Source organism: bacterium, assembly GCA_035281585.1.
In the GTDB taxonomy this organism is placed as follows: Bacteria; UBA10199; UBA10199; order DSSB01; family DSSB01; genus DATEDP01.
In genome coordinates, this window is sequence record DATEDP010000070.1 from 19,946 (window position 1) to 35,011 (window position 15,066).

General features: G+C 67.9%; 3 protein-coding genes. 1 reads left to right on the forward strand and 2 read right to left on the reverse strand.

Translation table 11 applies throughout. The annotated features are described in order from the left end of the window. Positions 1–71 precede the first annotated feature (71 nt). Together VJR29_05495 and VJR29_05500 are read right to left on the reverse strand one after the other, a co-directional pair. Complete coding sequence (locus VJR29_05495) at positions 72–1,802, reverse strand: hypothetical protein (protein HKY62857.1); 1,731 nt, start codon at positions 1,800–1,802, stop codon at positions 72–74. A 176-nt stretch (positions 1,803–1,978) separates the two neighbouring features. Continuing rightward, positions 1,979–4,510 carry a hypothetical protein gene (locus VJR29_05500; protein HKY62858.1) on the reverse strand — a complete coding sequence of 844 codons (2,532 nt, stop codon included), beginning with the start codon at positions 4,508–4,510 and terminating at the stop codon, positions 1,979–1,981. Between the two features lie 237 nt (positions 4,511–4,747). Between VJR29_05500 and VJR29_05505 the strand changes: the two genes are divergently transcribed. Beyond that, complete coding sequence (locus tag VJR29_05505; GenBank protein ID HKY62859.1) at positions 4,748–14,932, forward strand: protein phosphatase 2C domain-containing protein; 10,185 nt, start codon at positions 4,748–4,750, stop codon at positions 14,930–14,932. Positions 14,933–15,066 lie beyond the last annotated feature (134 nt).

The window sequence follows — 15,066 nt, forward strand, 5'->3', positions numbered from 1 at the left end:
GGCAGGGCTGGCCCCTGCCCTAGGCAGGGATTTTGCCATCGCTGCAGGTGGGCACCCGCAAAGGGGTGCCCCTACTGAATCGGAGCCTTGCTGTAGGCCAGGGGACGGGCCGAAACAATCGCGCCGTTCGAGAACAGAGCGGGCTGTTGGACGCCGTCGGCCGGGGCCGAGCCGGTCAGGTTGTAGATGTTGCCGACCGCGCCGAAACCGGAGTCGGTGTCGCCGGGGGTGCCGCTCAAGGCCACCGCGCGGATCTTGCCGTCGGTCGAGATCGCGTAAGCGAATTGACCGTCGGGCCGGACCACGATGTTGGCGATGTCGCCGTGATCGCTGGTCAGGTCATGGTCCTCGTCGAAGACGTTGATCAAGTGGACCCGATCCTCGGAAGGAACGAAGCTGCTGCTCAGGTTGACGACCGCGATGCGGCCGGAGCCGTCCTCGCTGCCGACCAGAGCGTGGGGCTGGCCGTTGATCTCGACGATGGTGAGCTGGCTCGAGCTGTTCGAGACGAAGCCCGGCGGAAGCGTGATCTCGTTGGAGACCGGGTCGCCATTGGGCGCGGCTTCGAAGGCGGTCGGAGCCATGTCGTTGGTGTAAAGGCGGAGGCTGCTGGTCGAGGTCAGGCCTTCGGAGCCTTGGACCAGGACCGCGATCCGATCCGAGCCGACCGCGGCAATCGCGGTGGGACGGAAGGCGCCGGCGAGGACGGTGGCGTTGGCCGGATCGTCGGTTCCGGCGACGACCAGCGGGTTGCCGCTGGCGGTCGGAATCGGAGCCGGAGTCAGGGCGCCGTTGGAGCCCACGGTGAAGCGGTGAACGACCGCCGGAGCGCGGGTCAGGGAGCCGTCGCCGTCGAGGGCGAAAGGATCGCTGAGCGTGAAAAGGTAGTTGCCTTGGCGAACCATCGAAACCGGGCGGTTCGGACGAATGCCGGTCAAGGTCTGCTCGTTCTCGAGCTGGAAGCGCTCGTCGGGCAGGAAGGAGGCGAAGGCGATGCGCGGGAAGGTCACGGCGGTGGCATCGCCGGGGCTGCTCTCGTTCCACACGAAGACGCCGCTGTTCGACAGCAGGCTATTGTTGCCTTGGAGCTGCGGAACGGTGTTGGCGGCGGCGAAACCGGTGTACATCACGCCGCCGGTGCCGGTGGCGCTGCTGAAGGTCGAGACCGGCCGGGCCTCGTCGCCGTCCAAGGTGGTCGGAAGCTGGAGCGGGGTCACGTTGCCGCTGGCGATGTCGATCAGCTCGGCGGTGCCGACGCCGGTGGCGGTGCCGTTAAGACCGTTGTGGCCGCAGGTCATGATGGCCTGGCTGGCGTTGTTGGCTTGGTCGAGGTCGAGGGGCAGCGGGCAAACGCTGGTGCCGAAAGTGGTTTGGATGCCGGCGCCGAGGCCGCCGTCTTCACCCGGGATCATCGGAGGATTCTCGCCATCCGACGGATCCGGAACATCGGTGTCGGTCGGAGTCTCGGTCAGGGGATCGTGGCTCGAGCAGCCGGTGACGCTGGCGAGGCCCGCGATCAAACCCCATCCACCGGAAAGAAACGGGCTGGAATAGGAGGCCCGGGACTCGGAGGTATGCGGAGTGTCGCTGAGGGCGCTGGCCAGGGCCGAGTGGCTGCGACGGTTCAAAATGTGGTTTTCGTAACGGGGATGGAGGCTACCCGGAGCGCGAGTCAGGGTCGCGGTGAAAGTCGCGGCGCTCTCGGGTTGACGGCAAACCAGCTCGCTAAAATCGATCGGCTCGGGCATGCGGCAAACGTTTTCTTCGGCAACGGAAAACAGGCGGGGTTTAATCGGAGTCATCGGGACATTCCTCCAAGACCTACGAAAGGGTCCTTGTTCAATGGATTACGGGGCACAAATTGCTCGCCACGCCTCAGTATCGGGACAGCAGGGGCAAAGTTGCTTGGCTTCGCTAGAAAAAGCCGAGGCATGGTATAAGTCATTGATTTTGCCGGTTTGTTGGCGCCGAAACCGGCTTAGGGCAGGCCAATTCGGTACTCAATGAAGCGGCTTAAATCGGGCTCCGGCCGAGGCCGTCGAATCTGTTGATAAAGGTAGCTGGCGAAAAGGTAACGGGTGAAGCCATTGCCCAAGACCCAGCCACCTGCTTGCAAGGGCCAACGCACCCAACGGCTGCCCCGGTAAGCGGCCTTGCCGAGCTCGGCCACCGCCTCCCCCGCCCGAAGGGGCATGGTGAGGATGCGATGGACGTTTCGAGCTCTGTCGAGGGCGGCTTGGGCCCGGAATTCGCCGGCCTCGGCCGTGGCCAAGCCCCGGCGAAGCTCGGCGAGGTCGGTGGATCCGCCGGCGTTCAACCGCTCTCGGAACCGGGCGACTTCGGTTCGGGCGGCGCCGAGCCGGGTCTCGGCCGCGGCGACTCGGCGGCTCAACCAAGAGGGAGCCCGGCCGGCCTGGCCGAGCAGGGGCATCTCGGCGAATTCGATCGTTTGAGCGGCTCGCAGCCCGACGAAACGGCCGAGTCCCTGGAGCAAGGCCCGCCGCCCGGCTTGGCTGCCGAGCGCCCGCAAGCCCCGCATCGGAAAACCCCCGCCATAGAAAGAAGAGGCCAGTAAAACCCCGTCGCCGATCGCCGTCGCCGCCGCCTCATCGGAAAAATTTCGGAACCAAAGGGCCGGGTTGATGCCGAGCTCACCGCCGCCCCGCTCGACCAGGCGGCCCTCCGAATCGAGGATGTCGTAGCCCAGGCTGCGGCGGTACTTATGGTCGGCCGCCAGCCGAAGGCCGGGCGACCGCGACTCGGCCCGCAGCGAGTGGAGGATGGCGCGGGCGTAGTCCTCGTTGTTCACGATGGAGGAAACCGTGCCGCTGCCCAAGCCAAAGGAATGATAACCGTAAAGATGGTTGCCCAGCGTGAAGGGCCGGTCGTTTCGACCGCGCAGCTCCAAGGCGAAGGCCAGCCAATGCCGGGCTTGCTCCTCGGCATCCGGCATATTGCGGATGTCCCAAATTCTCCGGGCTTGGAAAAAGGGGCCGGCCAGCATCGCGGCGTGTTCGGGCGCGGTGGCCCGCAAAAATTCCAAGGCTTCGGGAATGGCCCCCGAATGGGGATCGGCCCCGCGAGCCCGCAACCAATCCTGAAATTCAAAGGAAGGCCGCTCGATCAGGTCGCGAAGCCGCGCCAAGGAATGGCTGCGCCGGGAGTCGTTGACCTCGACCGCCTCCCGCAGGACGTCGCTGTAGAGCTGACCGCCGGTGGTGCGGCCGCCAAGGCTGACGACCCAGGTGGCGGCGTCGAGCAGCGGCGTCGCCCAGCCGAAGCTCCCGCCGCCTTCGACCGCGATTCGCCGATCGCTGTTGGTGAATCCGTCGAGCATCCGTTGGAGGTCGCTCAACACCAAAAGCGAGACCTCGCGCCGGAAATTCGGCGGCTCGGCGCCGGCCTCCCGGGGCGAACGGGCGGTGATCAGCAGCTTCAGCTCGTCGAGGACGTCCTCTTGGGCCGGCGGCGAGTCCGTCGCGGCGTAGTGGCGCCGTAGGCTCCGTCCCAGCTCCAAGCGGGTGAGGACTCCATCGGGCCCGGCCTCCTCGAGGAAAAGCTGAGCCCGGGGATCGGCCAAAGTCTCCGCGTCGTCCAGCAAGGGCTGAAGCGAAATTCCGGCGACGGTCGAGTCGGGGTTGGCCAAAATCCGGTCGGCCAAGTGCCGGTTGATCTCCTCCGAAACTTCGTGGGCGACGTAGCGCAGCTCGGCCATGAGATGCTCGGCGTCGCCGTAAGCCTGACGAACCGATTCGGGCAGCTGGGAAAAGCGCCGTTCGACCGCGGCGAACTCGAGGCTCCAAGAGCCTGGCGGCTGCTGCGGATCGATGTCGGCAACCGAGATCAGGGTCGAGATCAGCCGATAGAATCTTTCCTGGATACCGACCTCCGCCTCGGTCTCGTTTTCGCGGGGCGGCGGAAGGTTCAAGATGGCCTCCCATTCCGGCGGCTCGATCCAGCGCAAGGCTTCGAGATTGAGGGTGGCCCTTTGGCTTTCGGAGCCGGAGGGGAAGAAGCGCTCGGGATGCTCCCGCTCCATCTCGGACAATTCCTGGACGAAGCGCTGGGCCTCCAGCTCGAGGCTCAGGGGATTGAGGGTGGAGTTTTCGGCCAAGACCTGTTGCAGCTCTCGGCTCAGCCGCTCGATTTCGGCCAAGCTCAAAGATCGGGCCGGCTCTTCCCATGTCGCCGCCGTTTCGATTTGGCTCCGGACCCCGCTTCCCACCCCCAGGGCTTCCAGCGTCTGCCGGGCCTGCTCCACCGGCCCCAGCAGCTGGAGGCGTTGGGCATTCAAGATCCCCCAATCCCGGTTCAAGCCTTGCAGTTCCTGCCGGGCCTTTTCGACATGCCGGCGAATCTCCTCTCCGCTGAGCTCCGCATCCTCGGCGTCGGGAGCTTCATTGCCGTCGGCGATCCGGATCAGGGTCAGGGCCTGAGCCTGTAATTCGGGGTTTTCTTGCAAAAAAGAAGGTAAGATCCTGAAAAGACGAGAGATATCGATGGTGGGCATTCAGGGCGTCCTTTGAAAGCGGGGCGCCCCAGGCTGTACGAATATCGGCTCGGCACCCGCTAGGTTGCTAAGTCCCCGGAAAAAGAGCGATTCCAACCGGAAAAGGGTTTTCGCCGACCCCTCCCAAAGCTACAATTTTTTTTAGGAAAACCTATCAACCTCCGGGAACTCTCCGCCGATATATTAATGTAGCCATTCAATTCCTTGGGGAGCACCGGCAAGAGGGCATTTGGCGGCATGAGCTCCCGTATCATTCCAGGAACAGGACTCCCAGCAGGGGGACTCGGGCCGCTTTCCGGCGAATCCCGGCCCATCGAAACTCGTCGTCCTACCGAAGCCCGCGAGGTTGAAGCTCCGCGGGTCGATCCGGCGATCGCCGGCCGGGAACTGGCCGAAACCGAAGCCAGCCTCGGCGCGACCTCGACCGGCGAGGGTCGAACTCGCACGCCTCGCGAGCGATTCCGCGACGAGATGCGCCGTTACGAAGCCCTGCGCTCCAGCGATCCGGTCGCCGCCGGCCGCATCCTCCGCGAAACCCTGCCGCCCCTGGCCCGCCAGATCCGAGAAGGCCTCCGCAGCAGCCCTCGCGAGCTGCTCGAGGACTTGCGGATGTTGCGCGGCTTCCATCGGGCCGCCCGCGAATATGAAGGAGCCCACGTCCCGACCCGCTACCTCTTCGGGGACAATGCCGAGTACACTGCTTACGAAGGCCGGGTCCGGGCGATCACCGAGGATTTGAACGGCGTCGAAGCCGGGATGCGAGCGCTGCGCGACGTGCTGCGCGCGAGGTTTTATGTGCCGCCGGGCGGACACGCCAGCGCCGATCAACTGGCCGAGGCCCGCTTCGCCGCCGAAATCAGCCGCGAGCTCGGCGAACACGCCCACCTCCGCGACGATCTCCGGACCTGGTCCCGGCTGCTGGCCAATGCCGACAGCAACGCCATCCCGGCCGAAGACTTGGCCGCCGAATCGGTGGCCCTGCTCCAAGGTTGGAGCGTCCTCCGCGATGCCGCCCTCGGCCGCATCGACCGGGGCCCCCACCCCGCTCCGCTCGACATGACCGACAGCGAGATCAGCACCGAGATGCGCCGCACCGGCGAGATGACGGCGATGTTCCTCTCGGGCGACGCCGAGCTCGATCCGGCCATGATCCGAACTCATTTGGATCGCTTGATCGACGGTGACCGGCCGGCCGATATCGCGGCGCTGAATTTGGAAAGCCTGATCGAGGCTTCCGAGACTCGGGGACGGCTCGCCGAGCTGCTGACCCGAGCCGAGGCGACCACCGATTTGGCCGAACGACGCGAGCTCTTGCTGAACGGCCTGCAAGCCGCCACCGGCCTTGGCGACTCGACCGAAGTTTCCCGAGTCCTCCGGCAGTTGGAGCAAGCCATGCCGGCCGCGGACACCGCCGGCGGCGATCTGACCCGGCTGGAGACCCTCACCCAAGCCTATGGCATCTTGCGCGGCGCCGATTCACCGGCCGCCTCGCGAATCCGCGAGGAGCTGGAGAGCTTGGGCGCCCGCTTCCGCGATCCGAGCTCGGGCTTGAGCGCCCTCGACCGGGCCCGCGGCATGACCCTGGTCCGGAATTTTTATCTTTCGGTCGGCGACACCGAGCAGGCCAACTCCTTCAACCGGCCGATGCGGGAATTGCGCGACGAGCTCCGGCGCGAATTGCGCGGCGCCCGCGAGACCATGGCGCCCCTGGCCTATGCCGACGCTTCTCGAACCCTGGCCGAGCTGAGCTTGAGCCTGACCACGATTCGCGACGCCGAAATCGGCATCCGCGAGCGCGAGATCTACGACCGAATGATCACCGAAGCCCGCGGCCGCGGCGAGGACGTGAGCTGGAGCCACCAGCAGCGGGCGATCCGGGAACGGGCCCGAGAAGAGGCCATCCGAACCTATGGCGAGGAATTGTCGCGGGACATGGCCCATTGGCTGGTCGCGGCGGCGCGCTTGCGGCGGGCCGAGCCGGCGGTGGAGCTGGGAACCCGGATGGAGCACGGCCGGGCCTTGGCGATCGCCATGCACGGGCTCCGCGGCCTCGAGGTCGACGGCAATCCCCTGATCGCCGAGCGGACGATGGCCAACACCATTCGGCTGACCGAAGAGCTGATCGGCGCCATTTTCGAAGACAGCTTGGCCCAAGCCGAGGGCCCGAACCTCGAGGAAAGGCGGGAGCTGGCCGGCAGCATCGTCGCCGACTTGAACACCCGGGTCCACGCCGCCATGGCCGAAGGCGCTTCGCCCGCCGATCTATCCTGGTTGAGCGGACTCAGCCCGGCTTCGGTGACCGAGTTCGCCGAAATTTCCCAATCGGCCCATCTCCTGCTCCGGGGCCATTCCGATCCGCCGACCGAAAGGGATTTGCAGGCCAGCCTCCAAGCGGCCCAGCTCTTCGCGTCCCTGGGCTTGCCCGAACGCGTCACCGCGGCGATGGCGCCCTTGGAAACTTTTGCCGCCGGCATCGATGTCAGCAGCGAGGAGGGGGCCGGCACCCGGGCTCAATTGCTCCTGAGCCTGGCCCAGGTTTATTCGAGCGCCGGCATGAGCGAGTCCTTGCGTCGCGCGCTCGAAGGCGTGGTGGCGCTTGATCGCCCGGGCGAGCTCCACGGCATGGCCGAATTGGCCCGCGGCATGATCCATCTTTCGGAGGGCCGGCTCGACGAGGCCCGCTCGGTTTTCGCCGCCCTACCCGAAGATCCGGTCGCCCAATCCTTCCTTCGAAGCATCTTGGACGGCGAGCGGGGCGCCCGGATCGCCCGGACCATCGGAGTCCTGCGCGCCGTCTCGGCCAATTTCCTCCAGCGCGGCCGCGACGCCGGCGAGGACATGGACGCCTGGGAGCGCGACACCAACGCCGGCTGGGACGAGGTCCAGCGCTTAGTCTTGAGCGGCGAGTGCAGCTCGATCGGCGAAGCCCTCGGCCGCGTCGAAAGCAGCGGCCGCTTCCCCGGTTTCCACACCGGCGCCGGCGACATGACGATCGGCAGCCGGCTCGGCTATTTCCTTTCGGCGGTGGACAATCCGGCCTTGAGCGACGCCGACTTCGGCTCCGAGATCTTCGAATTCGCAGCCGGGATCGGCGCCGACGGCTACCTGATGGCCGACGGCATGATCTACCAGATGATGGCCGAGGACCCGCGCTACCACGACGAGGCCACCGAGCGACTGGAAGGATTGCCGGGGGTCGCCCGCTTCCAGGCCGGCCTCAACATCGGCCGGATGCTGCTGGCGATGCGGGCCGGTCCCGCCGGCATGCTCGGCATCTCGATGACCAGCGGCTCCTCGCCCGACGAAGTGATCACCAACACCGCGATGGTCGTGGTGCCTTTCGCGGCGGCGAGGGCGGTGGCGGTCGGCGCCGAGGGGCTTTTCGTCGCCCGCGCCACCGGCGGCTCGATTCGGGCCATCCGCACCGCCGAGGCGGTCGAGCGGACTTACCTCGCGGTCGAAGCCGGCGGCCGCTCGGTCCGAGGCCTGCGCCTGGCCGGCTTCGGCGTCCGGGCCGGCACCGAGGCGGCGGTCTTCACCGTGTCGAGCATGGGCCTGCACAGCCTCTTCACCGGCCACACCGACAATTGGACTTGGGGGAATTTCGGCCGCGAGTTCGGCTCGATGCTGCTGACCTTCGGCCTTTGCCACGGGATCGGCATGGGCATGAGCCGCTTGGGCCGGGAAGCCGCCCGCGTCGAAAGCCTGCGCACGGCCGGCGCTTCGGCCGAGCTGGGCACGGCGGCCCTTCGCCCCGGCGCCTCGCGGGCCTTGGGCGTGCTCGGTTACGGCGCCACCCTCGGCGGATTGACCGGCTTGGAATATTTCAACGAGGCGATCGGCCTCCATCCCCATGAAGGCGACGTGCCCTTCCTGATCCGGCTCTTCAACAGCGCGATGATGGATGCCCAGATGCGGGTGGCCGGAAGCGGCATCGACGCGGTCAGCGGCGGACGGATCTCCCGCCTCGAAGCCTCGACTCACCGGGCTTACGACGTCGCCGAGGTCATGCCGGCCCTGCACCGCCTCGGCTTCGAAGGGCCCAACGAGCGCGGCGAGATGCCGGCCGAGAGCCGGCTGATCCTCGACACCATGCTGTCGCGGATCGCCGCCGGCGAGAGTGCCTCGGCGGTCGAGTCCTCGATGGACAGCGCGGCCCGGACCCGCTTCGAAACCGCCGTCCGGGAGCGGATCGGCCTCGACCCCAGCTCGGCCGAGGGCCGCCAGCTCACCGCCCTGCTCTACGCTCACGTCTACCGGCCGGGCCGAACGCCCGACGGCGCCCGGGCCGTCCTCGAACATTTGCCGGAATCGCTGGCGGCTTATCGCCGCAGCAGCAGCTCCTTCCTTCGCGAAGTCGGCATCTCCTCCGGCCCCCGCTTCGAGGCGATGCGGGTGGCGATCTTGGCCGAGGCCTTGCGCGAGGGCCGCAGCCCCTCCGAAGTCGGCGAGCTTTTGACCGGGTCGGCCGATTTCGGCGGCCGGGTCCGTTCGATCGTCGATGGCGCCTTGGGTCCCAATGCCAGCACGACCGCCGAAGGCCAAGCCTTGATGGCCGCTCTCACCCTGCGCGCCATCGAAGGCGGAAATTTCGACAACATCGGCGGTCGCTACAGCGCGCTGGTCGACGCCATGCCGGCTTTCGAAACCGCCTTGGGCCGGGGCTTCGAGGCGCTCGGCGAAACTTCGCCCGGCGAGCGGCGTCGAATCGCCGCCACCCTCTTGCTTCGCGCCGCCGAAGAAGGCGGCGACAACGCCGGGGCTATCGCCCATGTCGCCGAGAGCTTCAGCTCGCAGGCCGCCGGCCTGCGCCGAGCCACCGAGTTATTGACGGCGATGCTCAATTTCCGCGGTGAGTCCGCTCGCGGCGAACTCTTGGCCTGGGCGGTGGCCGAAGGTTTGACTCCCGGCGCCCTCGAGGGCATCGCCCGACGAGTCGAGGAAGGCCGGATCACCTTGAGCATCCGTGACGGGCGAGTCTCGATGAACGAGGTTCCGGCCGAAAGCCGGACCGAGTTCCGCGAGGCGGTCGCCGAACGCTTCGCCGCTTTCCAACGCCATTTGCTGGCCCAGCTCCCCACCTTGAGTCGCCTGCTTGACGCCGGCGCCAGCGCCCCGGCCTTTTTCCAGGCCTTGAGCGCGGAGGTCGAAGCCGGCCGCCTGACCCTCGACGCTGAAATCGTCGAGCGGGTCAGCGAAATTTTCAGTGACACTACCACGATGCGGGCCCTCGATCGGGTGCCGCACGAACGGCGCATCGAAGTGCGTCAAGCCCTGCTCTACGAAATCCTGACCGGACGAATCACCCGAGTCCGAGGCATTGGCGACCGGATTTACGAGATCCAGACCGAGCCAGCCCGCTTCGAAGGCGTCCGAATGGGCGGCGGCGAGCGGCCGAGCCTGGTTCGCTCCGAATTCCTGCCGCGGATCGGCGAAGGCTCCGAGGGCTATGCCGTCCTCGAGCGCTTCGACTTCGCCCAAGGCACCGACGGCCCCATGGTCCGACGCAGGACCGGCGGCGCCAGGCTCGAAGTTTGGACCGACGCCCGCCTCGCCCTCGAGCAATTGGCCGATCCCGGCCAGCCGGCCGGACCGCTGGTCAATATGGCCCGGCGAACTCGCGGCGCCTTGGAGGCGGCCTACGAGAGCGCCCGCGAAATCGAAACCTTGAGCGGCCGCACTCCGCCACCGCCGGAACTGGAGGCGGCCCGAAGCCGCTTGGCCGAAGCCACCCGCCGGCTGGAAGCTTGGGAAAGGTTGGAGCCGGTCTGGCGACAAGCCTTGACCGAAGGTGAAGCTCTCGTCGAGCGAGGCAGCCGGCCCTTCTACTCGTTGCGCCTGGCTTTGGAGCCTTCGGCCCGCGAGGTGACGAGGACCGATCGGGAGCTGGCCCCCGGCGAAGGTTCCGAGACGGTCTTCGAGCCCGGCGCCGCTTTGGAAGGCACCGGCTCTTCGACCAACCCGATGCGGGCGGTCGCCGAGCGGATCCTTTCGGTGGACTCCACGACGCCCGACGCCGCCGAGCTGGCCGATGCCTGGCTCGATCCGACCCGCGGCGATCAAGGCCGCGGCCCGATCCGGGCCGGCGAGATCGATTTGGTGGTCCGCGAAGGCACTGACATCGCGAGCGTCGCCGACGCCGCCGTCGCCCGCCTGGGTGAAACCGAAATTTTTCGCGGCGTCGATCCTGCCTCGCTCCGAATCGAGCGCAGCACCGACTCCAACGGCACGGTCCGCTTGGAATTCGCCCATCCCGAGCACCCCAACCTTCGCTTCGTCGTGCGGGTCCTCGAGCAGCGGGTGGCGAGGACCGAGCGAACCGAAGCCGAAGCGGCCTTCGAGCGAGCCTCCCGCTTCGAAGCCGACGAAAGGCCGGTGCCGGAACTGCGAGTCACTGTCGAGGAGCCCGAAGCCCCGCCGCCGGGACGTGAAACGGTCCGGCCTCCGCGCCGCGAAGGGCCGCCGGAAGAAGGCACCCGGCCGGGAACTCCCCGCCGCATCGCCGGCGCGGGCACCGAGGAGCCGCCGGGCGAAGGAACCCGTCCCGGAACTCCCCGCCGCATGGCTCGGCCGGCTCCGGCCGAGCCCGAGCCGACCGGCACCGAAACCGTCGTCGAGAGCGGCGTGCGCCGCACTTCCCGCGGCCGCTCCGAGGCGTCCGAGCTCGAAGTCACCGCGACCGGCACCGACGGCGAATTACCGCTGGCGGCGCTGACCGGCCATTTGAGCGAGAGCCCACCGATCCCGGCCGAGACCGCTTTCCCGCGGGCGGTCCGCAGCCTGCTCGAGAGCCGCTTCGCCGAATTGCTCGAAGCCGAGGAAGTCGCGGCCCTGCGCAGCTACGCCGAAACGGTGGAGCGCGGCGAGACGCCAAGCCCCGAAATGACCGCGGCGGCACTGGAAGCTTATCGTTATGAAACCACCGTGACCGGCGCCGACGGTCGCCCTGCGGCCGGCGGCATACTTCGGATGACGTCCGAGCCGCCAGCCGTGGGCAGCCTCCGCCGGGTCGAAATTGTCGCGGTCGACCCCGCGGCCCAGACCGTCACTATCCGCACTTCCACCGGCGGCGAGCGAGTTTTGCGCGGCATCGTCGGCGGGGAGATGCCGTTTCGGGAGGGCCAAGTCGTCGAGTTCATTCCGCCGGTCGCCGGCGCCGGCGGACCGCCGCCGCCCACGACGGTTTTGGTGCTCGGCAGCGAGGTGCGGAGCATCACGCCGCTCCGCGCCAGCGATGCCCGCGACTTTAGCCGTTCAGTGACGGTGAACGGCGGCCGCCTGTCGCCCGACGGGCGAAGCGTCGAGCTGCTCGTCTCCCGGCTCGAAGTTCGGGACGGCGCCGCGCGGGAAACCCATGCCCTCCTTCGGATGACTCGGGCCGAGGCCGAGAGTCACGGCTTCCGTTTCGACGCGTGGGGGGGGCTGCGCCGGGCCGAATCGCCGCCGGCGCTCAACATGGAATTCGCGCCGGCCGAGACGGCCCATCCGCCGCCGGTCGTGGTGAACCACCCCGACCCGGCGATCGGCGGGACTCGGCGAGTCGAAATCGCCGCGCCGGTCGATGCCGAGGGCAACATCTACGCGCTCTCGCTGGCGAGCCTGACTCCGGCCAGCGCCCGCGGCTCCCGCCACATGGTGGGCCATCCGATTCGGGCCGACTTTCATCCCGACGGCACCGCTTACGTCACCTTCGAAGGCAGGGTTGCCGGCGAAAGCGCGCCGCGCCGCTTCATGCTGCGGATGGACGCCGCTCAAGCCCGCGCCATGGAATTCGGCCGCTCCGATCGAAGCGCACGCGATTTTGTGATCGCCTATCGCGGCAGCACCGGCGTCGAACCGGTGCGGGCCGAAGCCGGACCGCCACCTCCTCCCCCTGCCGGAACAGTGGACTTCGCGGGCCGCAGCGGCGAATTCAGCTTCGGCCGCGAGACCACCGGCGAATCGGCCGACCTCACAGTCGGGCCCGAGATGCGCATGGTCAGCCGGCGCCAAGCTCGCTTCCGAACCGGCGCCCACGGCTTGGAGGTCCACGCCGAAGCCGCCGAAGGCACCTGGATCCTGCACAATGGACGCTGGCGGGAGCTCCATGCTTCCGATGGCTGGTTCCGTCTGCCCGAGGGCGCCCGCATCGCCTTCGGCCGGCCGGCCGAGATCGACGCCTCCGGCGCCCGGCGGACGGCGCCGCCCGACCGTCCCACCGAGCATTTGATCATCATGGAAGTCGCCGGATCGAGATTGCGAGCCGCTTCCGAATCGGGCTTGCGTTGGACGCCGCGGTCCGAACCGGTCCGAACACCTGCGGTTGCCGAACCAGCGGTTGGCTCCTCGCTCAGCGGCGAGGACGGCATCGTCCTCCTGAACGGAACTCGCTACGAGATCCGCATTCCCGAATCCTCCCGAAGAGGCGGCGGCGAGATCACCTTTCCGGCCTTCGACGGCGATCGGCTCGAGGTGGTTTCCACCGAGGGCGAGACCGTCACTTTCCGGGCCCGGCTCCGCAATATCCGCGAAGCCATCGCCGGCCGCGACGAGCGCGAGACCGTCACTTTTTCCATGCCGCGCGCCGAGGCGATCCGACGGCGCTTGATCGACGCTGACGGCCGGGTCCTCGCTCCATCCATCTATTTGGAAGTCCCGGTCCGGGCCAACCCCGACGCCTTGACCCGCTCCGGCCTGCCGACACGGCCCGATGGATCGATCGACATCGCGGCCTTGCCCGGAGTCCTCGGCCCCGGCGTGGCCGATCCGGCTTGGCGGAGTCATCCCGAGGACCGGGGCGGGATCGCCGCCGGCGGCACCGAAGGCCGGGGCTACGGCGACCACAATGAGGACCGCTACCTCGTCTTCACCACCGCCGAAGGGCGCCACGTCACCGTCGTGATCGACGGCATGGGCGGCCATGGCGGCGGCGAACGGGCCGCCAGCATCGCCCGAGCCGTGATCGGCCAAGCGCTGGAGCGCGGCGTGCCGGTCGACCAAGCTTTGGAGCTGGCCCATAGCGCGATGGTTCAAGACAATGGCGAGCGGCGGAGCCGATCCGGCGCGGTCGCCTGCTCGGTCGAAGTGCGACCGACCGGCGAAGGTGATTTCGCGGTCGAGATGCGGCGGATCGGCGACAGCGACGCCGCGGCCTTCGATTTATCGCCGAGCGCCGAAGAGCCGATCGTCGGGCGCACCGAAAGACATTCCGAGGGCGAAACCCGCGAAGTTCGCCTGACCTCGAGCTCGGCCGTCGACTCGGCGATGGGCTTGACCACCCGCGGCCCCCAAGAGGTCACCAGCTTGCGGATGCGCGAGGGCCAAGTCCTCTTGGTCGGATCCGACGGCTTTTGGGAAAACTTCATCGACTACCGGGAAGTCCGCGACATCATGATGCGGGCGCCGGATCACAGCGCCGAAGGCCTGCGCTCGACCCTGATGACCGAGGTCAACGTGCGCCAGCGCCTTTTGGAAATGCGTGGCCGCGCTTCCGAGCCCTGGGTCATCACGCCGGAACGCTACCGCGAGGCCTACCGCGACGTCACCGGCGGCGAGCCGCCTGCTTCGCCGCCTTGGCGCTATTTGGGCGGAACGCTGGCCCGGGACGGGCGAGTGACCGACGCCGCCGGCCGCGGGATCGGCCGTTTCAAAGCCGACAACGTGACTTTGGTGGTGGAAGTCGTCGGCGATCCGGTGGGCGGAGCCCGTCCTGCCCCGGTCGAAAGCGGCGAAGCTCTCGCTCCCGAACCGGTGCCGCTGCCGATGGTGGCGCGAACCGAGACCTTGCCCGAGCTGATGGTGGTCGGCGTTCCCGGCCTCGAGCGCGGGCGCGGCGGCAGCAACCATCCCTTCCTGGTCAGGGCGCCGGAAAACCGCGAGGGCCCCCAGGTCTATCGAATGACTTTGGACGAGCGGCGAGCGCCGGGCCATGTGCCGACGCGGGTCGAAGTGCGAAGCGCCACCGCCTTGGAGGCGCCGGTCCTGGAAAGCATCCTCTCGCCCCATCACCGCGAGGCCGGCGCCGAGCTGAGCCTAGTGTACGGCGAGCGAATCCCGCTCCAAGACATGGCCAACGGCGGCGGCAGCGCGCCGGTGATCGATTTCTACGCCGTCGCCGACGCCGAGGCCGCGGCGGCGGTGCGCTCGCCGGGCCATCCCTCGGTGGCCATCGCCGACCCCAGCGCGGCCGAAGGCCACCCGATCTTCGCGATGGTGCGGAGCGGCAGCGGCTGGCGCCTGAACCTTCAAGCCGAAGGCATCAGCGTGGTGGACGCCGAAGGCCGGCCGCGCCCTGCGGTGAGCGGAAATCCCCGGGCCTTCGACTTGGCTCCGGGCGACCGGGTCCGCTTCGGCGTCAGCGAGCTGATCTACGACGGGCGGGGCTTCCGCTCGGAGTCGACCACCGAGGCGAGAGTGCGAATTCCGGCGGGAGAGTTTCACTAAAAGCGTCATCATGAGCACAATGTCATCCTGAGCAAAGCGAAGGATCTGCGACCCACCAAGAATTCATCGGGCACCAAGCCCCTTCGTCTCTTCGGAATCCCTTAAGACAGAACGCAGAAGCTTGGACCTTTCAG